Genomic DNA, 20775 nt, shown 5'->3' on the forward strand with positions numbered 1-20775 from the left:
CTGTAGAAAGTCGGGGCTAAAAAGGACGGGTGAATTATAGGGTACCTTGGCCCATTACGGTACGCGCCAGAGCGGTCAGACACGGTAAAAAAGCGCTTCTTTTAAGCGCATTAAGCTGAGGTGCATCCCAGGCGGATGCGCTACAATGCGCAGTCTCCTGTGCCGACCGGCACCGCTTTTTCTGTCTGACCGGAAATCCCCACATGCTGAATGAATACCTGAAGAAGATCCTCGCAGCCCGTGTCTATGATGTTGCCGTTGAGTCACCGCTGCATATTGCTCCGTTTCTGACCGAGCGACTGGGGAACCGAATTTGGGTGAAGCGTGAAGATCAGCAGCCGGTGTACTCGTTCAAACTGCGTGGCGCCTACAACAAAATCGTGCAGCTGACCGAAGAAGAAAAAGCCTGTGGTGTGGTCACCGCCTCGGCCGGTAACCATGCGCAGGGCGTTGCCCTGTCGGCGCAGAAACTGGGTATCAAAGCCACCATCGTCATGCCGCGCACCACGCCCGACATTAAAGTGCGTTCGGTAAAAGCCCGTGGCGCCAAAGTGGTGTTGCAGGGCGATGCCTTCGACGAAGCCTTTGCCTATTCGCAGAAACTGGTGGCGGAAAAAGGCATGACCTACGTGCACCCGTACGACGATCCGGAAGTGATCGCCGGTCAGGGCACCATCGGCATGGAAATCCTGCGTCAACTCAGCGGCCCGGTGGACGCGGTGTTCGTACCGGTCGGTGGTGGCGGTCTGGCGGCCGGTGTGGCGGCGTACATCAAAGCCCTGCGTCCGGAAGTGAAAGTGATCGGCGTTGAAAGCACCGAGTCGGCGTGTCTGGCGGCGGCCATGGCCGATGGCGAGCGCGTGATTCTGTCGCAGGTCGGCATTTTCGCTGACGGCGTGGCCGTGGCTCAGATCGGCAAAAACACCTGGGAAATCTGTAAAGATCACATCGACGAAGTGATCACCTGCACGCCGGATGAAATCTGCGCGGCGATCAAAGACATCTTCGATGACACCCGTGCCGTGTGTGAACCGGCCGGCGCCCTGAGCGTGGCGGGTGTGAAGAAATACATCGAGCGCGAAGGCTGCGCAGACCAGAATCTGGTGGCCATTCTCAGTGGCGCCAACGTGAACTTTGACCGCCTGCGTTACATCTCGGAAGTTGCCGAAATCGGTGAAGGCCGCGAAATCATTCTGGCTGTGACCATTCCGGAACAACCGGGCAGCTTCCAGAGATTCTGCAGCCTGATCGGCAAGCGCCCGATCACCGAATTCAATTACCGCTACGCCGACGACAACCGCGCGCAGATTTACTGCGGCGTGAAAGTCAGTGCCGAACCGGGTGCCCGTCAGCAGCTGCTCGATGAACTGCGTGCGGAAAATTACCCGGTGCTGGATATCACCGACGACGAGATGGCCAAGTACCATATCCGTCATATGGTGGGCGGCCATGCGCCGGGTTCAGTGACCGACGAGCGCGTGTACCGTTTTGAATTTCCGGAACGTCCGGGCGCCCTGCTGAACTTCCTGCGTAAGCTCGGCAAACACTTCAATATTTCGCTGTTCCATTACCGCAACCACGGCGCGGCCTTCGGTCGTGTACTGGTGGGTCTGCAGGTGCCGGAGGAAAAGGCCGGTCAGCTGCACGCCTTCCTGGCCGAGCTGGGCTACGGTTACTGGGACGAGAGCGACAATCTGGCCTACCAGCTGTTTTTGCGCTGAATTCATCACACCTGTCCCGCGGGCACCTTGCACTCGCGGGACGGCTGACGACAATAGCCTGCTCCCGGTGAAGGACACGGACATCGCCGCGCCGGGGGTGGTTTTTTGTCAGTGAATAATAAAAACGAGATTTAACATGCTGTTTATCCTGCGGGCTTTGATCGCCACCGTGCATTTTTTACTGGTTTGCTGCCTGACGCTGGTCGTTTGTGTTGTGCGCCCGTTTCACCGTAATAACACCTGGATGTGTGCCACCTGGATGTCCTGGGTGCTGCCACTGCTGGGCATCCGCTTTAAAGGCCTGAATCAGTCGCCGGTCGGTGATGCGCCGGCGGTGTACATCATCAACCATCAGGACGTGCTGGACGTGTTTATCTGCACCGCCATGCTGCCGAAGAACATCGCCATTCTGGGTAAAACCGAACTGCGCTACATCCCGGTGTTCGGCCTGGCCTTCTGGCTGGCGGGCAACCTGTTCATTAACCGTAAGAACAAAGCCAAAGCCTGGGACACCATGGCGGCCATGGCGCGCATCGTGAAACGCCGCAAGCGCGCTGTGTATATGTTCCCGGAAGGCACCCGCTCCAAAGGTAATGGTCTGCTGCCGTTCAAGAGTGGCGCCTTTGCGCTGGCCATCGAGGCGGGTCTGCCGATTGTGCCGATCGTGTTTTCCAGTAACCACAAGCACATCGACGTGCGCCGCTGGCACGCCGGTGTGTCGTCCGGCCGTTTCCTTGAGCCGGTCAGCACCGAAGGCCTGGGCGAAGACGACGTCAAAGCACTGGCCGAACAGTGCCGCGAGCGGATGCAGCGAGCCCTCGACGAGCTGGACGCTGAGCTGACTGCGCGCTGATTTACACTAGCGGGCTGTCGTCTGATGACAGTGCCGCTATACTCTTTTTCAGTCCATCTTCGTAACGGTGAGGTCTGAAATGCGTGCTGTTTTCTGCGCGTTCCTGCTGATTTTTTTGTCACTGTCTGTACGGGCGGAATGCACCGCGCTGACGGCCAGCGGCAATGCCGAATACCCACCGTATCTGTGGCGTGCCAGCCACAACTCCGACGCCCTCGACGGCGCCATTACCCGGCTGATGACCACCCTTGGCGAACGTATCGGCATTCCGGTGCAGATGCAGTTTGTCGGCCCCTGGGGACGCACGCAGGAAGAAGTCGCCAACGGCAATATCGATCTGATCGCCGGCGCTTTCTACACGCAGGCGCGCAGTGAACGCATGGATTACATCCGTCCGGCGTTTCAGGAAACCCGCTCGGTACTCTGGGTGCGCAACGACAATGTGTTCGCCTACTCGCGGCTTGATGATCTGGTCGGCAAACGCGGCGTGACTGTCATCAACAATTCTTTTGGTCAGGCGTTCGATGAGTTCGCCAAAGCCCATCTCGAAATTCTGCAGGTTGGCGGTCTGGAGCAGGCGCTGCGTATGATCAGCAACGGCCGTGTCGATTATCTGGTGTATGAAGAACAGCCCGGCCTGGCGTACATCGAACGGGCGCGCATCGACAACCTGCAGATGCTGGACGTGCCGGTCAGCAGCGAAGCCCTGTACCTGACCATGTCATGCAAATCCGCCTGCAACACGCCGGCGCTGAAAGAGCGCATCAGCGCCGAGCTTGAGCTGATGCGTCAGGAAGGCCTGATGGATCAGTATCTGGAACTGGCCCGCGGCCAATGGCAGGGCCAGTAGTCAGGCCGCCGCTGGGCCTTATCCGTTCAGCCCGAAACCGGTACGGCGGAACAGGTTCAGAGTGAAGCGTTTGACCATGTTGTTGAACAGGAACCAGACGAACGCATAGCCCCACACGGCCAGCGCCATCCCCCAGCCTATCGGCTCCACAAACCAGCCATACACAGCCGCCAGCGTCCCTACCACCTGCGTCAGCTCGGTGGTGGCGAACAGTTTCATGCTGGGTAATGGCTTATCCCAGAAATGGCCGTCATTGCGGGTCAGGTACAGGGTCATGTGCCCGGCGACCAGCAGCTTGAGGAAAATCAGCGTCTGCACCTGTGCCTCCGGCAGTTGCCACACGCTGCCGGCCAACCAGAACAGGGTGAAGCTGGAGATCACGCCCAGCGCACCGAGCACGCTGGCCAGCGTCAGTACCCGCGGCATATTCCAGCGTACCGGGTTGGCCGCCGGACGGGCGTTGTCGTAGGCGATCATCATGATCGGAAAATCATTCAGCAGCGCCAGCAGCACGATCATCACCGCGGTTACCGGGTAGAAACCGAACACCAGAATGCACAGGGTCATAAACAGCATGACGCGGATGGTTTCGGCGATGCGGAAAATGGCGTAAGCGTTCATGCGCTCGAAAATACAGCGGGCTTCCTGCACGGCGCTGTGGATAACCCCCAGACCGGGTTCGGTCAGTACCAGATCGGCCGCCGCCCGGGCGGCATCGCTGGCGCCGCTGACGGCGATTCCGACATCGGCCTGGCGCAGCGCCGGTGCATCGTTAACGCCATCGCCGGTCATGCCGACCAGATGACCGCCACTCTGCAGGGTCTGCACAATGCGGAATTTATGTTCGGGGAACACCTGGGCGTAACCGTCCTGCGCCATGACGGCGTTTACATCCGGTGCCGTTTTATCGGAGAACACATCCTCGGCCGTGGCGAATGTCTGCCCCAGTCCCAGACGGCCGGCAATCTGGCGGGCAATGGAAATATGATCGCCGGTGACCATTTTCACCCCGACGCCCAGTTGCTGCAGATTACTGATGGTGTCGGCGCTGTCTTCCCGTGGCGGATCGAACAGTGGCAGCAGTCCCAGCATGCGGCCCTTACCTTGCTCATCCCGGCTGGCCACGGCCAGAGCGCGGTAACCGGCGGCGGCCAGGGTTTCGACCTGAGCGGAGGTTTCTGCGCGTACCTCGTCGCTGGCCTGCGCCCAGTTGAGGATGGCCTGCGGCGCGCCTTTGGCAAATTCCAGCGTCTGATCACCGACCCGGGCTTTGGCCTGAGTCAGTTTGTGTACCGGGTCGAAGGGGGTGAAGCTCAGGATATCGGCAGCGGGTGCATTGCCCGCTGTAGTGCCTGCTGAATTGCCCAGGGCAGCAAACACCGCGCTGTCGATGGCGTCGTTGGTTTCCGCCTCCGAGGCGATGGCGGCAGCGGTCAGAATTTCGCTGGCGTCGGTGCATTGCAGCGGCACTGCATCGCCCAAGGTCAGGCGGTTCTGGGTCAGGGTGCCGGTTTTATCCGAGCACAGAACATCCATGCCGGCCAGCTCTTCAATGGCGGCCAGACGCGACACAATGGCACCGCCTTTACTGAGTACCGTGGCGCCGACTGCCAGCGTGACCGACAGCACCGCTGGCAGGGCCACCGGAATAGCGGCCACGGTCAGAATCAGTGCGAACTTCAGCGTTTCCAGTACAGGTTCGTGGCGCAGCCAGCCGGCAATCAGCACCACCGCGACCAGCGTCAGCGTGGCGATGATCAGGGCGTTGCCGATGTTCAGCACCGCCTGCTGGAAGTGCGACAGGTTACCGGCCTTTTCCACCAGCGCGGCGGTTTTGCCGAAATAGGTGTACATGCCGGTGGCTTCAACACGGGCGTTCACTTCGCCGCTGCGCACAATCGAGCCCGAATAAGCGAGCGTGTTCAGGGCTTTGTCCACCGGCAGGGATTCGCCCGTCAGGGCCGACTGATCGACGGATAATTCGGAGCCGCTGAGCAAGGTGGCATCCGCCGGTACGACGTCGCCGGCTTTGATATGAATAAGGTCGCCGGGTACCAGTTCGCGGGCGGCAATGTCCTGCCATTTGCCGTCGCGCAGCACCCGCGCCCGGGTGGCCAGTTTCTGCTTTAACAGCGCGATGGCGTTGTCGGCTTTGTTTTCCTGCCAGAAGGCGACACCGGCGTTGATGATCAGCATCGACAGGATGATAAAAAAATCGGGCCAGTCGCGCGCCACCGCCGACAGTACGGCAGCCGCTTCGATCATCCAGGGAATCGGCCCCCAGAAATAACCGAATAATTTGCGCAGCGGGTGGGTGGTTTGTTCGCTGATTTCGTTAAAGCCGTGCTGTTCGAGGCGCGAACGGACGTCGGCGGAAGTCAGGCCGGAAACGGAGTGGGTCATGGCGGCAATCCTGCGTACCAGGGGACAGGTGAGACCGTGCTGACCGGAGAAGGTTTAGCGCGGATTCAGTAACGGCTTTTTACTATGATCCGCGCGCCTGACACATTGATGAATATCAGGAAGCCCGACGCGCCGGCTCCTGATTGTCCGTAATGGTGTCCTGATACGGGCTGTCTTTCAGCGTCAGGCGCTGGCCCTGATTCAGATGCGTGGTGCAGGCCACGCGCAGCAGCGAGGTGAAGTTACCGGTTTCGCCCCGGCGCTCCAGCACTTCGCGGTAAATGCGGGTAATGAAGGTGCCCAGCGTCAGATCCGCTTCTTCGGCAATCTGCTCCAGCAACTGCCAGAAGATCGCCTCCAGCCGGATGCTGGTGACCACGCCGTCGATGCGGATGGAACGGCTTTTCAGTTCGAACAGTTCGGGTTCAGCAGCGGAATAAATTTCACACATGGCAGGCCTCCTGAGTCTGGGGTCAGGAGCATTATGGGCTGCGCCGCCGGACAGTAACAGCCCGGCGGCGTGGCCGACAGAAATGCCCGCCGGTTTATTTCAGCAGGGCGTTGAACTGCGCCAGCCATGCCGGATGCGCTGGCCAGGCCGGTGCGGTCACTAGGTTGCCGTCGGTCATGGCGTCGGTCACCGCGATGTCGGCGTACAGACCGCCGGCCAGGGTCACTTCCGGCGCGCAGGCCGGGTAGGCCGAAATGCGGCGTTCGCGGATCACGTTGGCGGCGGCCAGCAGTTGGGCTCCGTGGCACACCGCCGCAATCGGCTTACCGGCTTCGGCAAAGTGTTTCACCAGCGCAATCACTTTCGGGTTCAGGCGCAGGTATTCCGGCGCACGGCCGCCCGGGATCAGCAGGGCGTCGAAGTCTTCGCCTTTCACGTCGGCGAAATCGGCGTTCAGTACAAAGTTATGCCCCGGCTTTTCGCTGTAGGTCTGGTCGCCTTCAAAATCGTGAATCGCGGTGCGGATGCTGCTGCCGGCGGCTTTGTCCGGGCAAACGGCGGCCACGCTGTGGCCCACCATCTGCAGTGCCTGAAACGGCACCATGAGTTCGTAGTCTTCGACGTAATCGCCGGCAATGATGAGTACCTTGGCCATGTTCCTGTCCTCGTGTTGTGTGTGGACGGATTCTGGGTAAGGTCAGTGGTGAGTGGGTAACAACGGATTACTACAGAGGCGGATCGGGCGATTCTGGCATGAATCGCCCTGCTCTGCGGCCGGGGTCAGACGGGCTTTGGGCTCAGAGCCGTCCTTTCGAGAATTGCTCGCGCGCCAGCTGCTTTTTGTGCTCGCTCTTGCGCAGCAGCACGTAGAAAGCACCCGAACCGCCGTGATGCGGTTGCGCGGTATGAAAGGCCTGCACGTCGTCCAGTTCTTCCAGCCAGTGCACCAGATAGCTTTTCAGCAGCGCCGGGTCGGCGACGTTGCGGTCGCCTTTGCCGGGCAGAATCAGCACGCTGCGGATGTCGTGTTCCATGGCGTCGGCGACAAAGCGGAACACTTCGCGGCGGGCTTCTTCGACCGTGCGGCGGTGCAGGTCGAGACGGGCTTCGATCTCGTACTTGCCGAGCCTGAGCTTGCGGAACACGCCATCCTGAATGCCCGGCCGTTTGAAACCGAGCACGTCGTGCGGGCCAACGCGTTTAACCTCGCTGGTGCGCAGGAAATTGGGGTCCGTGCGCACCGCTTCGTCGGTGGCGGCCAGACGCCGGGCCGCGGCCGATACCTTGTCGATATCGCCTTTGCGCAGCTCGACTTTGGCCGGCGTTTGCAGCGGTTTTACGCCCTGCATTTCCTGCAGAAACAGGTCGTCGCTCTGATCGTTCTGGGGTCCGGAATTCTGGCTCATAGTGCTCGGTTTACCTTCTGCTGACGCAAATCATACCGAAATCTGACACTGCGCGTCTTCCGCGCCGTCCGGTGTGACACTTCTTTGCAATGGCGGACACAACTTGCGCCGGCTAATGAATACACTGGATTCCATCAACAATGAATGGTTCCACCCGAGGATTTCACCCATGAATATTAAGCGCATGACCTCTGTTCTGAGCGCCGCTGCCTGCGCTCTGGTGCTGACCACGGCACAGGCCTGGGCCTTCGACGGCAAACACCGCGAGATCGACTGGGAAGACGAACTGAGTCTGACCGATGCTCAGGAAGATCAGATCGACAGCATCGAAGATAACTACCACGACAAACTGCGTGACCTGCGTCAGGCGGACATTAAACCATCGGAAAAGCGCGAGCAGGCCGGTGAGCTAATGCGTCAGATGCGCGACGACATTCACGCCGTACTGACCCCGGAACAGCAGGGCAAAGCACAGGAACTGATGCGCGACCAGCACGCCAAAATGCAGCGCAAGCTGGCCCGTCAGCTCGGTCGTGAACTGAAACTGGACGACCAACAGAAAGACGCCCTGCAGAAGAAAGTGGCCGATCTGAAGACCGACTACGAATGGCCGCTGGACAAAGAACAGCGCGATTCGGCGATGAAAGATTTCGACGCTGCGGTGCAGTCGGTGCTGACCGCCGAGCAGTCGGAAAAATGGTCAAAAATGAAAGAACATCAGATGGGTAAATTCCATCACCCGGATGGCGACGGCCCGTTCGCCGGTCCTATGTCGGGCCCGATGGGTGCCCCGCATGATGGCCCTATGGACGGCCCGCGTGACGGTCATAAAGACGACCGCAAAGGCGGTAAAGACGATCACCGCGATGGCAAAGGTCACGATCATCACGATGATGACGACTGCGATAAATAAGCGTCTGAATCAGCCATAAAAAAGCCGGGAAATTCCCGGCTTTTTTATGCGCGTGTCTTGCTGTCAGAAGCTGTACACCAGCGTCACACCGAATTCGGTATCGGTGTTTTTGCTGTCTTCCGGTACGTCGCTGGTGTGCTTGACCTTGTAGGTCAGTTTGGTGGCCAGACTGCCGTTGATCTGACTTTTCAGACCGGTTTCCGATTTCCACACGGTGCTCTCGGCGCCGTCGTCCATGGAGACCAGCTGGCCGAATTCCACGCCTTCGCGGATGGTCCAGAAAAACTTGGCGGCCAGACGCAGCACGGCGCCTTCTTCAATCACACCGCCTTCATCGAGTCGGTCGTAGCGGTAACCCGGACCGGCTTCGAGGTCGAGGGCCATGTCCTGCTCGTGAATGGCACGGTAACCGTAACCGGCGGAGACCAGCGACTGGTATTCGTAGCCACTGAAGCGGTCGTCTTCGTATTCGGCCAGCAACGCGAGGTAGTGGTTCTCGGCGAAATTACGGTTGAGCTGGAGGGCCGCGGCGTATTTTTCTTTCGAGGTGACATCGTCTTCCTGACTGGTCAGCGCTTCCAGTTTCAGGCCTGAATCCCAGCGCAGACCTTTATGAAACACGCCGAATTTCGCGTTCAGGCTGGAGGTGTCGGTATTACCTGTGGTGCGGATAGAACCCAGTTCGGCTGAGCCTTTCCAGGTATTGATGTCTGAAGCGGTTACGTCAGACTCTTCGGCCTGCGCCACCAGTGCTGGCAGCAGCAGGGCGGACAGCAGTAACGGACGGTGCATCCTGAACTCCCCGGATTGCAGAAAACAGCGGCCAGCCTAACCGCCACAGATGACAGGTTCAAGTTAAGTACCGCTGACGGGTCTTAAAAGCGCCATAAAAAAGGCCCGGCAAATGCCGGGCCGAGGTGGGGATCCTGATGGACTGCGGATCAGGATTCGCGTGCTTTTTCGCGCAGAATAAATTTCTGAATTTTACCGGTGGACGTTTTCGGTAATTCACCGAATACCACGTGGCGCGGAATCTTGAAGTGGGCCATGTTGGCGCGGCAGAAATCGATGATTTCTTTTTCTTCGGCGTAGGCACCGCTCTTCAGTTTGATAAAGGCGCACGGGGTTTCGCCCCACTTGTCGTCCGGCTTGGCAACCACGGCCGCTTCTTCAATGTCCGGGTGACGGTAGAGCACATCTTCCACCTCAATGGAGGAGATGTTCTCACCACCGGAAATGATGATGTCTTTCGAGCGGTCTTTGATTTCGATGTAGCCGTCTTCGTGCCATACCGCGAGGTCGCCGGTGTGGAACCAATCGCCGCTGAAGGCTTCTTCACTGGCGCGCGGGTTTTTCAGGTAACCCTTCATGACGATGTTGCCGCGGATGTAGATCTCGCCGATGGTTTCACCGTCGCGTGGTACCGGCTGCATAGTGTCCGGGTCGGCCACCATCAGGTCTTCCTGCATCGGGCTCTTCACACCCTGACGGGCTTTCAGTGCGGCTTTTGCGCTCAGCTCTTTGCCCGCCCACTCGTCTTTCCATTCACACACCACACACGGACCGTAGGTTTCGGTCAGACCGTATACGTGGGTCACGTTGAAGCCCATACGTTCCATGCCTTCGATCACAGCGGCTGGTGGCGCGGCGCCGGCCACCATGGCATTCACGGAATGTTCGATGCCGGATTTCATCTCGGCCGGGGCATTGTTGAGCATGTTCAGCACGATCGGCGCGCCGCAGAAGTGGCTGACTTTCTCGGTTTTAATGGCGTCGAAAATGGCATCGGCGCGTACGTGGCGCAGGGATACGCTGACCCCGGCTGCCGCGGCGATGGTCCATGGGAAACACCAGCCGTTGCAGTGGAACAGTGGCAGAATCCACAGGTAAACCGGGTGCTTGCCCATGTCCCAGGACACGATGTTGTTGGCGGCGTTCAGGTAAGCACCGCGGTGGTGATACACCACACCCTTCGGGTTGCCTGTGGTGCCTGAGGTGTAGTTCAGGGTGATGGCGTCCCACTCGTTGGCCGGAAGTGCCCAGTCGAAGTCGGCGCTGGCGCTGTCGAGCACCTGTTCGTAGGTTTTCTCGCCCAGCAGTTTGCCGCCGTCGTAGAAGGCGTCGTCGATGCCGATGATGGTCGGTTTTACCGCCAGTTGTTTCAGCGCGCGCTCGGCGACTTCGCCAAATTCACGGTCAACAAACAGCACCTTGGCTTCGGCGTGCTGCAGAATAAAGGCGATGGCTTCGGCGTCTAAGCGGGTGTTGATGGCGTTCAGTACAGCGCCCGACATAGGTACGCCGAAATGCGCTTCAAACATGGGTGGGATGTTGGCGCACAGGAACGACACGGTATCGCCTTTGCCAATGCCCATGCCGTTCAGTGCCGACGCCAGACGCACGCAGCGCTCGTAGGTTTCAGCCCAGGTGTAACGGGTGGTCTGGTGTACCTGCGCGACGCGCTGTGGGTACACGAAGGCGGCCCGTTGCAGATAGCTGATTGGTGACAGTGCAGTGTAGTTGGCCGGGTTCTGATCCAGACCCATTTCATAGATGTTGTAATGCTGCATAAAACCCCCTGTTGCAGACCGTGCACCGGCGGTGCGGTACATCCGGAACCTTGGCCGGCACGGTAAAACGGGCCAGCGTCTGAGGGGGCGCATTAGAAGACGGTTCCGGAAGCCGGGGAATCCGACCTAGGTAGTAATGGATACGTAGTTCTACGTAATACGGATGTTGGTCATCAGCCTTGTGCGCGGCCGGCATGAGTCAGATGAGTGCAGTCGCTGGCGCTACACTTCCCTGTCTGTCGCATTATGTCTTGTCGTTTCACGGTGAATATCCGACTTCAGGGCTAAGCTTTAAGCAGTATTAGCGAAAACTCAGGAGAACGCGGATGACCATCCGTCAGAAACTCATGATCAGCATGGGCGCTGCCCTGCTGTTAAGCCTTGCCCTGGTGGTGGGCATCAGCATCTGGCAAAGCCGCCAGCAGCTGGAAACGTACTGGCTGGGGTCTGCCCTGCCGGCCAACGTAAAGGCCATTGGTAAGGAAGTGGAACGCGACCTGAAAGGCGGTATCACGGCGTCCGAGCTGATTGCCGACAACGCCATTCTGCAGAACTGGATTGAACGCGGTGAACCCGCCGACGAGTGGCCGCTGAACCAGGAATATCTGGGTGCGATTGCGCGCCGGCAAAAAGCCGACAGTGCGCATTTTGTGTCGGCATTGTCGCACAAGTATTACACCCAGAAAGGCATCGACCGGGTGGTCACGCCGGAGCGTGACGGCTGGTTTTTCGGCTTTATGAACAAAGGCATTAAGAAAGCGCTGGAGCTGGATGTGGACAAAAGCAGCGGCAAGCCGACGCTGTTCATCAATATTCTCATCGAGCGCAATGGCAAGCCGCTGGGCATCAGTGGTCTGGGCATCGGCTTGCAGCAGATGGCCGACCGTATCCGCCAGTTCCGCTTTGCCGAGACCGGCATTGTTTATCTGGTGAATGACCGTGGCCAGATTCTGATTCACCCGGATCTGAAACTGTCGCGCACCGATTTTGCCGCCAACGTACCGCCGGAACAGGCGGCCATTCTGATGAAGTCCGGCCCGGATAAACTGGTCGAATTCAGCCGCAACGGTAAGCCGATGCTGGCCGCAGCCATGGCGCTCGACGAGGTCGACTGGCACCTGGTGGTCGAGGTGCCGCGTGACGAAATCTACGGCACCCTGCGCCGTTCTACCCTGATGTTCGCCATCATCGGCATCGTTGTGGCGGTGGTTTTCCTCGGCCTGATTGCCTTGCTGGCCGACCGCATGACTGCGCCGCTGCGCCGCGTCACCGCGGCCCTGATCAGCATAGGTCAGGGTGGTGGCGACCTGACGCAGCGTCTGCGCGCCGAGAGCAATGACGAACTCGGCCAGCTGGCGCGGGGCTTCAACGATTTTATGGATTCGCAGGGGCGCATGATCAGCGGCATTCTGGGCACCGCCGAATCGGTCAAAACCTACAGCGAACAGATTGAAGAAGTAGTGACCACCAACCACAGCTGGGCGTCTGAGCAGAGCAAGCTCACCGACTCGGTTGCCACGGCGATTTACGAGATGGAAGCCACGGTGCAGGAAGTGGCGCGCAACGCCACCGAAACCGCGCACAAGCTGGAAAACGTGGGGCAGGATGCCGGCCGTATCCGTGGCGATATGGAGCGTTCGGTGACCCAGGTGAACAGCATGTCGGACGACATCCGCGAATCCGCCGACGCCATCAGTCAGCTGGCTCAGCAGGTGAACGACATAGGTCAGGTGATTCAGGTGATCAGCGCCATTTCTGAGCAGACCAACCTGCTGGCGCTGAATGCGGCAATTGAGGCCGCCCGGGCCGGTGAACACGGCCGTGGTTTCGCTGTGGTGGCCGATGAAGTGCGCAATCTGGCGCGCCGTACGCAGGAATCCACCAGTGAAATTGAGGGCATTATCGACCGTCTGCAGAAAGGCTCGCAGCGCGCGGTGAAAGCCATGGAAGCCGGTGCCGGTGCGACCGGTGAAACCGTTGCCGCCGCCGAACGCATGGGCGAAGCGTTAACCAGCATCAGCGAGAACGTGAGCGACGTGGTGGGGCTGAGCCATCAGGTAGCCACCGCGACCGAGGAACAAAGCTCGGTCACCGAAGATATCAGCCGCAACGTGCAGAACATTGCCGAGCTGAGCAGCCGTTCCAGCGACGGGCTGACCGTGTGTCAGCGTGAAGTGCAGGCGCTGGCGAAGCTGGCGCAGCAACTGGCGCAGGAGATGCGGCAGTTTAAGGTCTGATGCTTTCGCAAAAAGCAAAAGGGCTGCTGACCTGACGGGTCGGCAGCCCTTTTTTATTGGCGTTGCCGCTGATGCGGCAGCCACTCAGGCTCAGTGACGCGGCATCTTCTGCTGCAGGCGGCCACGCAGAAAATCGCTCAGCATCACCCAGTCACCCATAAAGCTCCACAGCGGATATTTGAACGTCGCCGGGCGGTTGTGTTCGATAAAAAAGTGACCGATCCAGGCCGGACCGTAACCGGCAACCAGCACCAGCGGCAGTAGTGCAAACTGGGCGCTGACCAGCAGATAGATCAGCAACGACAGGGCGCTGATACTGCCCAGATAGTGCAGGGCGCGGCACACCGGGTGAGCATGCTCGCCCAGATAAAACGGGTAGAACTCCGCGAACGAGGTAAAGCCCTCGGTTTTCATGGCCGCAGGGCGGTTATCAGCAGCGTTAACAGACGGATTCATTGAGCACCTCGGTTTGCGCCGGTGGCGCAATCGTTATTGTTATGACATGCGTTGAGACCTTCAGACTACCCCGCAGGCCGGCTGCTGGATTGGCATTTCGGGTCAACTTATGATCATATCGGGTCATGACGAATCCCCCTGAACAGAACGCCACAAACGCTTCGCGGCCACTGCCGCGGCCTGAGCTGGCCACCACCTCCGGCGCCTGGGTGCGCCTGTTGCTGCGCGGTGCGGCGCATCTGAATCTGCCGTCCAATGGGTTGCTCGCGGCCGCCGGGTTCGACGATGGGCAACAGGCGGAATCAGCGCTGGCAGACCCTCAGCTGCGCCTGCCGCAGGCGCAGATCACAGCGTTGTGGCAAAGCATGCAACAGGCCTATGGCGGTGATGATCTGGCGCTGCAGATCGGCCGCGGTTTCGACCCGGCCCAGGCGCCGGTCATCAGCTACGCCCTGCGCTCGAGCACAAATGTCCGTCAGGCGGTGGAGCGCCTGCTGCGTTTTCACCAGCTGATCGGCGAGGCGCTGGTGCTGCGGGTGAGCGAGCAGGATGGCGGGCTGATGATCCGTGTGCAGCCGGGCCAACCTGTGCCCGATCTGTCGGTGCAGACAGCGCTGGTGGCCATTGCCGGTGTGCTGCACTGGTTGCTGCCTGAACGGCCGCTGGCTCTGACCGTCACCATGCGCCGCCCGGCCCCGGCGCAGACGGAACCCTGGACACAGTGGTTCGGACAGCCGGTCGGTTTTGCCGCCCGCGCTGATACCCTGAGCTTAAGTGCGGCCTTGCTGGCGACGCCATTGCAGGCGCAGGTGCGGGGCAGCGAACACGACCGCGCCGCGGCACAGGCCATGGCCGCACTGCGCGAACAGAAAGCCATGGCGCACATCCGGTATTGGCTCGAACAGGCGCTGCAGCTGGGCGAGCCCGACCGCGAATGGGTGGCCCGCTGTCTGGGCGTGAGTGTCAGCACCCTGCAACGCCGGTTGCGCGTGCATGGCGAATCGTTCCGTTCGCTGCTGGAAGACACGCGTCAGCAGCTGGCGTTGCGTTTGCTGGCGCAGGGTGTGGGGCTGAATGAAATCGCCCTGAGGCTGGGGTATCAGGAGCAGAGTAATTTTCAGCGCGCCTTCCGCCGCTGGTTCGGCATGACACCCGGCCAGTGGCGGCGTCAGTCGTTTTAACAAGGCTCAGGTGATAGGTATTGGGTCTGCACTGTCATATTCGGGTCAGAGGCCTTTGTTAAAACTGAATCAAGACCATCACGGGATTGGCACAAAGCCCACGGATATCGGCTGATCAGGCTATGGCTGGCGCCGCCTGCCTTCAGGATAGTGTCTGATCACGCCTTCCCAAGCGGACAAACGGCCTGCATGCCACCGCTCGCGGGGCGGCCTTTTCTGCTAGGCTGGACTGCATAATAACGATCTCAAGAGCAATCATTGTCACCACCGCGCAGGCGGAAAGGGAGGGAAATCCCATGCTCTATAAACTGAATGCCCAGATCATGGAAGCCATGCGCCCGGTGCACGTGGCGGCGCGTCATACCCGCCAGATGTTCTATCAGCCATGGAATCCGCTGAACACCAGCTGGATGTTCCGCACCATCCGCGCTTCGCTGGAACTCACCGAACGCCTCACCGATTACTACGAGCAGCCGGCGTGGGAACTCGACTCCACCGAAATTGACGGACGTGAAATTGCCATCAGTTACGACGTGGTGATGCACAAACCCTACTGCGACCTGCTGCATTTCCGCCGCCGTACCCGTGGTCTGAAACAACCCAAGCTGCTGATCATGGCGCCGCTGTCCGGCCACTTCGCCACCCTGCTGCGTGGCACGGTGCGCGAATTCATGACCGACCACGAGGTGTACATCACCGAATGGCGCAACGCCCGTGATGTGCCGATGGCCGACGGCGGGTTCAGCTTTAACGATTACGTCGATTATCTGATCGATTTTATGGGCAGTCTGGGCCCGGATACCCACGTACTGGCCGTGTGTCAGCCGTGTGTACCGGCGCTGGTGGCTGCAGGCTACATGGCCATGCACGACAACCCGAATCTGCCGAAAAGCATGACCCTGATGGGCGGCCCGGTGGATACCCGCATCAGTCCGACCGAGGTTAACGATTACGCCTCAGGCCGCGATCTGGAGTGGTTTGAAGAAAACGTGATCATGCGTGTGCCGCGCGGTTTTAAAGGCCGTGGCCAGCTGGTGTACCCGGGCTTTGTGCAGTTGTCCGGTTTTATGTCGATGAACATGGACACCCACATCAGCAAGCACTTCAAATTCTTTAACGATCTGATCAAAGGCGACGGCGACAGCGCCGAGGCTCATCGCCAGTTCTACAACGAGTATCTGGCGGTGATGGATATGCCGGCCCAGTATTATCTGGATACCATCCGCCGGGTGTTCCTTGAGCATCAGCTGCCGCGCGGTGAAATTGAATACCGTGGCGAAAAAATCGACCTGAAGGCGATTAAATCCATGGCGCTGATGACAGTCGAAGGTGAGCTTGACGACATCACGGGTCGTGGCCAGACCGCCTGTGCGCTGGAATTATGCGGCGGTATTCCGAAAGGAAAAAAACAGCATCTGGAAGAAGAAGGCGTGGGCCATTACGGTATTTTTAACGGCCGTAAATTCCGCGAAAGCATCGCCCCGAAAGTGCGGGCATTTATGCAGAAAAACAGCGGCTGAAGGTTCAGGTTCGCTGCATAAAAAAAGCGCCGTAAAAGGCGCTTTTTTATGTCTGCGGGTTTATGACACAAGGCTGCGTAAATCACATCGGGTCGCTGAACATCAGGTCTGAGGGTTTGCGCGTGGCAAAACGGGCGACCGAATCCACCAGATCATCGGGCTTCACCGGCTTCAGCAGCACCTCGGTCATGCCCGAATCCAGACACTGCTCGCGGTCGGTATCAAGGGTGCTGGCGGTCAGGCCCAGAATCGGCACGCTGGCCATCACCGGCCCCAGCGCACGTATGCTGCGGGTGGCCTGCAGACCGTCCATGACCGGCATGTGCCAGTCCATCAGAATCAGATCAAAATTCTGCGCCCGGCACAGTGCCAGCGCTTCTTCGCCGTTGTTGGCGGTTACCACCTGAGCCCCGGCGCGCTCGAGAATTTTGCGCACAATCAGCTGATTGGTCGGATGGTCTTCGGCCACCAGAACGGCGGTACCCGGCGGCAGGCGCGTTGCTTCCGCTGGCACGTCGTCGCTGGCGGGCTGCGGCAGTGTGGCGGTGTAGGTCAGCACGACTTCAAAGGTCGAGCCTTTGCCCGGCTCGCTGACCACGCGGATATCGCCGTGCTTGGCTTTTACCAGATCGCGGCAGATGGCCAGCCCCAGACCGGTGCCGCCGTAACGGCGGGTGGATGAATGATCGAGCTGGCTGAAGGGGCGGAACAGGCGCGGTAAATCGTCCTGATGAATGCCGATGCCGGTATCGCGGATAGCAAAGCGCAGGGTGCAGGCAGAGTCCATGCGGTTGTCCTGCATCACGCTCAGATTCACTTCACCGTCGTGGGTAAACTTCACCGCGTTGTTGAGCAGATTCAGCAGAATTTGCTGTAAACGGCCGCCGTCGCCGATGACCGTATCGGGCAGTGCTTCGTCCATGGTCTGGGTCAGCAGAATGCCTTTCTGGCTTGCCACTGACGCCACCATGCGCACGACCGAATCGCACACCTGCCGCAGTGAGAATGGTTCGTTCACCAGCGTCAGGGTGCCGCTGTCGAGGCGTGCGTAATCGAGAATGTCGCCGGTCTGGCGCACCAGCGTGCCTGAGGCCTGCAGAATCAGGTCACACAGTTCGTTGCGCGCCGCGACGTTTTCGCTGGCGTCTGCGTTTTTCATCAGCTCTGCCGCGCCCATGATGGCGTTCAGCGGCGTGCGCATTTCGTGGCTGAGGTTGGCCAGAATCGCGGCCTTGATATCGTTGGCCGATTCCGCCGCCAGCTGGGCGTCTTTTAACGAGGTGATATTGCGCGAAATACCGAACAGAAATTTCACCTCACCATCGCGGCCGATGATGGGCGACAGAATCGTGCTCCACCAGGTGGTGCGTCCGTCGTGCTGGGTAATGGTTTCGGATTCTTCGTAGGTGATCGGTGCTTTCAGGGCCATGCAGCGGCGGTAACGGGCGCTTACCTGTTCGTACACGTCGGCGGGCAGCAGGCTGCGCAGCGGGGTGTCTTTGGCAAGTCCGGAAATCAGCTCAAAACTCGTGCGCTCGGCGAGGTTGGCATTCACCATGTAAAAGTCGTCCTTACCGGGACGCATGATGAACATATTGTCGGGCGAGTTCTGCCAGATCTGCGACAACATATGGTCGCGGACAAGGTCCTGATCTGAGCGTTCAGTGGTGGTCATAGCTGCTTCCTGCGATTCCTTGCCGGGGGCCATCGGGTCCATGATGTGATCACAGAAACCTTAGCCTTATACGCTTTGGGTGTATAGGCGTTATCCGCGTTGCGGCGTTCAAATTCCAGAGCAGAGCTGTCAGTTTTTGGTAAGAAAGTGTGAGTCTGCCCGGAATGTCTACTACCCATTTCTGCTACCGCCGGGTGCCTGAGGGCAAAGCCCCAAAGCGGTGCAGCGCCGTGCGGGTGCTGCTGCTATCCGCCCGCAAGCCTGATACACTTCGGCGCTTTAACGCCTGACGCGTTTTCACGAGTTTTCTGAGCGGGAAGCAAGCACTCATGCCGGATGTTATTCCCGACGATTCCGTCGGTCTGGTTACTCCCCAGTTACTGCATTTTGACGAGCCGCTGACGCTGCGCAGCGGCCGTGTTCTGCCGCAATACGACCTGATGGTCGAAACCTACGGCACCTTAAACGCCGATAAATCCAACGCGGTGCTGATCTGTCACGCCTTAAGCGGCGATCATCACGCGGCCGGTTACCACAGCATGGCCGACAAAAAGCCGGGCTGGTGGGACAGTGCCATTGGTCCGGGCAAGCCGATTGATACCAACCGCTTTTTTGTGGTCGCCCTGAATAACCTCGGCGGCTGCGCCGGTTCGACCGGTCCGACCAGCATCAATCCGGAAACCGGCAAAGTGTACGGCCCGGATTTCCCGATTGTGGCGGTGCGCGACTGGGTGACCAGTCAGGCGCGTCTGGCCGACCGCTTAGGCATTCAGCAGTGGGCGGCCGTGGTGGGCGGTTCACTGGGCGGCATGCAGGTGCTGCGCTGGTCGATTCAGTATCCGGAACGCATCGCCAACGCGGTGATTATTGCCTCGGCGCCCAAACTGTCGGCGCAGAACATCGCCTTCAACGAAGTGGCACGTCAGGCAATCGTGAAAGACCCGGATTTCCACAATGGCCATTACCACGATTTTGGTGTGGTGCCGAAAGCCGGCCTGATGCAGGCGCGCATGCTGGGTCACCTGACCTATCTGTCCGACGACGCCATGCGCCAGAAATTCGGCCGTGAACTGAAAGAAGGCAAAATCAGCTACAGCTTTGCGCCGGAATTTGAGGTCGAAAGTTACCTGCATTATCAGGGCGAAAAATTCAGCAGCTGGTTCGACGCCAACACCTACATGCTGATGACCAAAGCGCTGGATTATTTTGATCCGTCCGCCGATTTCGACAGTGATCTGGTGAAATGCGTGAGCCGCGCCCAGTGCCGTTTCCTGCTGGTGTCGTTCACCACCGACTGGCGTTTCAGCCCGGCCCGTTCCGAAGAAATCGTCAATGCGCTGGTGCAGGCCGACAAAGACGTGAGCTACGCCTGTGTGGAATCCGAAAGCGGTCATGATGCTTTCCTGTTACCGATTCCGCGTTATATGCAGATTTTTGAGGCGTACATGAAAGGCGTGGCGGCCGCTGTTGCCGGAGGTGCCGCATGATGCTGCGCGACGATCTGAAAATTATTCAGCAATGGGTAAAGCCGGGCAGCAAAGTGCTCGACCTGGGTTGCGGCGAAGGTCTGCTGCTCAAGTACCTGAAAGAAGAAAAACAGTGCCGTGCCTATGGTCTGGAAATTGATCCGGACAAAATCACCGCCTGCATCGGTAACGGCGTTAACGTGGTTGAACAGAACCTCGATAAAGGCCTGAGCAATTTCGCCGACCACAGCATGAACACCGTGATCATGACTCAGGCGCTGCAGGCTGTGCAGCGTCCGGATGTGCTGCTCGACGAAATGCTGCGCATCGGTGACGAAGCCATTGTGACCTTTCCGAATTTCGGTTTCTGGCGTACGCGTTTTTATCTGCTGCTGAAAGGCCGCATGCCGATGTCCGAAACGCTGCCGTACAACTGGTACGACACGCCGAACATCCACATGTGCACCTTCCGCGATTTTGAAGTGCTGTGCCGTGAAAAAGGCATCCGCATTCTCAACCGCACCGTGGTGGATGATGCACACAAAGAGCACTGGACGATCCGCCTGTGGCCGTCCATGCTGGGTGAAATTGCCGTTTATCACATCACGAGGAAGTGACCATGAAAAAAGTGCTGATGACCCTGTTCGCTCTTTTTACAGCGGTGGCCCTGCCAGCCTACGCCGACCGGGGCGAGCAGAAGCAGGTGTTCGGTGATTACGAAGTGCATTACATCGGGCTCAACTCCAGCTTCCTGAGTCCGGACGTGGCCGAAGCCTATGGCATCACCCGTTCACGCTCACTCGGTTTTCTGAATATATCCATTCTGAAAAAAACCGGGCAGCCGGATGTGCTGATGTCGACCACAGGTAAAGTCACCGGCACCATGAAAAACCTGATTGGTCAGAAAAAAGAATTCGAATTCAAAGAAATCAAAGAAAGCGACGCGGTGTACTACATCAGCACCTTCCGCTTTGATGAACTCGATATCTACAAAATTGAACTTAAAGTCACACCAGACGGCCAAAGCCGCACCTTTGATGTGAAGTTCGACCAGCGTTTCTACGAAGACTGAT

18 protein-coding genes are annotated in these 20775 nt (G+C 59.0%); 10 read left to right on the top strand and 8 right to left on the bottom strand.

Annotated features, from left to right (window positions below; genetic code table 11):
• Positions 1–203: 203 nt before the first annotated feature.
• The 3 genes from ilvA (at position 204) to ACQUQU_RS17190 (ending at position 3424) form a co-directional block, all read left to right on the top strand.
• Positions 204–1721 carry a threonine ammonia-lyase, biosynthetic gene (gene ilvA, locus ACQUQU_RS17180; RefSeq protein ID WP_430460936.1) on the top strand — a complete coding sequence of 506 codons (1518 nt, stop codon included), beginning with the start codon at positions 204–206 and terminating at the stop codon, positions 1719–1721.
• Between the two features lie 136 nt (positions 1722–1857).
• On the top strand, positions 1858–2574 hold the full coding sequence (locus tag ACQUQU_RS17185; RefSeq protein ID WP_430460937.1) for a lysophospholipid acyltransferase family protein: 717 nt from the start codon (positions 1858–1860) through the stop codon (positions 2572–2574).
• A gap of 79 nt (positions 2575–2653) precedes the next feature.
• A complete protein-coding gene (locus tag ACQUQU_RS17190; protein WP_430460938.1) occupies positions 2654–3424 on the top strand; it encodes a substrate-binding periplasmic protein in 771 nt (256 codons plus the stop codon).
• Between the two features lie 18 nt (positions 3425–3442).
• Here the strand turns inward: ACQUQU_RS17190 and ACQUQU_RS17195 are convergent, their stop codons facing one another.
• The 4 genes from ACQUQU_RS17195 to smrA form a co-directional block, all read right to left on the bottom strand.
• A complete protein-coding gene (locus ACQUQU_RS17195; protein ID WP_430460939.1) occupies positions 3443–5827 on the bottom strand; it encodes a plasma-membrane proton-efflux P-type ATPase in 2385 nt (794 codons plus the stop codon).
• 115 nt (positions 5828–5942) lie between these two features.
• A complete protein-coding gene (locus ACQUQU_RS17200; protein ID WP_430460940.1) occupies positions 5943–6278 on the bottom strand; it encodes a ribbon-helix-helix domain-containing protein in 336 nt (111 codons plus the stop codon).
• A gap of 94 nt (positions 6279–6372) precedes the next feature.
• Positions 6373–6933: a DJ-1/PfpI family protein gene (locus tag ACQUQU_RS17205; protein ID WP_430460941.1), complete on the bottom strand. Its 561-nt coding sequence runs from the start codon at positions 6931–6933 to the stop codon at positions 6373–6375.
• A gap of 142 nt (positions 6934–7075) precedes the next feature.
• Entirely contained in the window at positions 7076–7684 is a 609-nt protein-coding gene (gene smrA / locus ACQUQU_RS17210; RefSeq protein ID WP_430460942.1) for a DNA endonuclease SmrA, read from the bottom strand.
• Positions 7685–7853: 169 nt separating this feature from the next.
• On the opposite strand from smrA, the gene ACQUQU_RS17215 reads away from it, so the two are divergent.
• Positions 7854–8597, top strand: a complete 744-nt coding sequence (locus ACQUQU_RS17215) for a Spy/CpxP family protein refolding chaperone (RefSeq protein ID WP_430460943.1) — start codon at positions 7854–7856, stop codon at positions 8595–8597.
• Positions 8598–8660: 63 nt separating this feature from the next.
• On the opposite strand, the gene ACQUQU_RS17220 is transcribed toward ACQUQU_RS17215, so the two are convergent.
• On the bottom strand, positions 8661–9389 hold the full coding sequence (locus tag ACQUQU_RS17220; RefSeq protein WP_430460944.1) for a DUF481 domain-containing protein: 729 nt from the start codon (positions 9387–9389) through the stop codon (positions 8661–8663).
• A gap of 149 nt (positions 9390–9538) precedes the next feature.
• Positions 9539–11167, bottom strand: a complete 1629-nt coding sequence (locus ACQUQU_RS17225) for an acyl-CoA synthetase (RefSeq protein WP_430460945.1) — start codon at positions 11165–11167, stop codon at positions 9539–9541.
• A 326-nt stretch (positions 11168–11493) separates the two neighbouring features.
• Here ACQUQU_RS17225 and ACQUQU_RS17230 point away from each other — a divergent pair, with 326 nt between their 5' ends.
• Positions 11494–13404 carry a methyl-accepting chemotaxis protein gene (locus ACQUQU_RS17230; protein ID WP_430460946.1) on the top strand — a complete coding sequence of 637 codons (1911 nt, stop codon included), beginning with the start codon at positions 11494–11496 and terminating at the stop codon, positions 13402–13404.
• Between the two features lie 90 nt (positions 13405–13494).
• On the opposite strand, the gene ACQUQU_RS17235 is transcribed toward ACQUQU_RS17230, so the two are convergent.
• Positions 13495–13860, bottom strand: coding sequence for an Mpo1-like protein (locus tag ACQUQU_RS17235; protein WP_430460947.1), 366 nt, complete (start codon positions 13858–13860; stop codon positions 13495–13497).
• A 125-nt stretch (positions 13861–13985) separates the two neighbouring features.
• Here ACQUQU_RS17235 and ACQUQU_RS17240 point away from each other — a divergent pair, with 125 nt between their 5' ends.
• On the top strand, positions 13986–15041 hold the full coding sequence (locus ACQUQU_RS17240; RefSeq protein ID WP_430460948.1) for an AraC family transcriptional regulator: 1056 nt from the start codon (positions 13986–13988) through the stop codon (positions 15039–15041).
• Positions 15042–15337: 296 nt separating this feature from the next.
• Positions 15338–16561: a polyhydroxyalkanoate depolymerase gene (locus ACQUQU_RS17245; RefSeq protein ID WP_430460949.1), complete on the top strand. Its 1224-nt coding sequence runs from the start codon at positions 15338–15340 to the stop codon at positions 16559–16561.
• A gap of 82 nt (positions 16562–16643) precedes the next feature.
• Here the strand turns inward: ACQUQU_RS17245 and ACQUQU_RS17250 are convergent, their stop codons facing one another.
• Positions 16644–18236 (bottom strand): ATP-binding protein, encoded by a 1593-nt coding sequence (locus ACQUQU_RS17250; protein WP_430460950.1) that lies wholly within the window; start codon positions 18234–18236, stop codon positions 16644–16646.
• Positions 18237–18565: 329 nt separating this feature from the next.
• Here ACQUQU_RS17250 and metX point away from each other — a divergent pair, with 329 nt between their 5' ends.
• From metX to ACQUQU_RS17265, 3 genes are read left to right on the top strand one after another with little or no spacing between them, the layout of a single operon-like run.
• Positions 18566–19723, top strand: coding sequence for a homoserine O-succinyltransferase MetX (gene metX / locus ACQUQU_RS17255; protein ID WP_430460951.1), 1158 nt, complete (start codon positions 18566–18568; stop codon positions 19721–19723).
• Positions 19723–20319: a methionine biosynthesis protein MetW gene (metW, locus tag ACQUQU_RS17260; RefSeq protein ID WP_430463051.1), complete on the top strand. Its 597-nt coding sequence runs from the start codon at positions 19723–19725 to the stop codon at positions 20317–20319. Before metX ends, metW begins: the two co-directional genes overlap by 1 nt.
• 2 nt (positions 20320–20321) lie before the next feature.
• Positions 20322–20774, top strand: coding sequence for a DUF4426 domain-containing protein (locus tag ACQUQU_RS17265; protein ID WP_430460952.1), 453 nt, complete (start codon positions 20322–20324; stop codon positions 20772–20774).
• Position 20775: the final 1 nt, after the last annotated feature.

Source organism: Thalassolituus sp. LLYu03 (assembly GCF_050507655.1).
Taxonomy (GTDB): Bacteria; Pseudomonadota; Gammaproteobacteria; order Pseudomonadales; family Oceanobacteraceae; genus Venatoribacter.

Bases quoted from the DNA above. Each gene is read 5' to 3' on its own strand.
- ACQUQU_RS17240 (WP_430460948.1), top strand. From the start codon at position 13,986: ATGACGAATCCCCCTGAACAGAACGCCACAAACGCTTCGCGGCCACTG.
- ACQUQU_RS17250 (WP_430460950.1), bottom strand. From the start codon at position 18,236: ATGACCACCACTGAACGCTCAGATCAGGACCTTGTCCGCGACCATATG.
- smrA (WP_430460942.1), bottom strand. From the start codon at position 7,684: ATGAGCCAGAATTCCGGACCCCAGAACGATCAGAGCGACGACCTGTTT.
- ACQUQU_RS17235 (WP_430460947.1), bottom strand. From the start codon at position 13,860: ATGAATCCGTCTGTTAACGCTGCTGATAACCGCCCTGCGGCCATGAAA.
- ACQUQU_RS17195 (WP_430460939.1), bottom strand. From the start codon at position 5,827: ATGACCCACTCCGTTTCCGGCCTGACTTCCGCCGACGTCCGTTCGCGC.
- ACQUQU_RS17205 (WP_430460941.1), bottom strand. From the start codon at position 6,933: ATGGCCAAGGTACTCATCATTGCCGGCGATTACGTCGAAGACTACGAA.
- ACQUQU_RS17225 (WP_430460945.1), bottom strand. From the start codon at position 11,167: ATGCAGCATTACAACATCTATGAAATGGGTCTGGATCAGAACCCGGCC.
- metW (WP_430463051.1), top strand. From the start codon at position 19,723: ATGCTGCGCGACGATCTGAAAATTATTCAGCAATGGGTAAAGCCGGGC.
- ACQUQU_RS17230 (WP_430460946.1), top strand. From the start codon at position 11,494: ATGACCATCCGTCAGAAACTCATGATCAGCATGGGCGCTGCCCTGCTG.
- metX (WP_430460951.1), top strand. From the start codon at position 18,566: ATGCCGGATGTTATTCCCGACGATTCCGTCGGTCTGGTTACTCCCCAG.
- ACQUQU_RS17265 (WP_430460952.1), top strand. From the start codon at position 20,322: ATGAAAAAAGTGCTGATGACCCTGTTCGCTCTTTTTACAGCGGTGGCC.
- ilvA (WP_430460936.1), top strand. From the start codon at position 204: ATGCTGAATGAATACCTGAAGAAGATCCTCGCAGCCCGTGTCTATGAT.
- ACQUQU_RS17215 (WP_430460943.1), top strand. From the start codon at position 7,854: ATGAATATTAAGCGCATGACCTCTGTTCTGAGCGCCGCTGCCTGCGCT.
- ACQUQU_RS17190 (WP_430460938.1), top strand. From the start codon at position 2,654: ATGCGTGCTGTTTTCTGCGCGTTCCTGCTGATTTTTTTGTCACTGTCT.
- ACQUQU_RS17220 (WP_430460944.1), bottom strand. From the start codon at position 9,389: ATGCACCGTCCGTTACTGCTGTCCGCCCTGCTGCTGCCAGCACTGGTG.
- ACQUQU_RS17185 (WP_430460937.1), top strand. From the start codon at position 1,858: ATGCTGTTTATCCTGCGGGCTTTGATCGCCACCGTGCATTTTTTACTG.
- ACQUQU_RS17200 (WP_430460940.1), bottom strand. From the start codon at position 6,278: ATGTGTGAAATTTATTCCGCTGCTGAACCCGAACTGTTCGAACTGAAA.
- ACQUQU_RS17245 (WP_430460949.1), top strand. From the start codon at position 15,338: ATGCTCTATAAACTGAATGCCCAGATCATGGAAGCCATGCGCCCGGTG.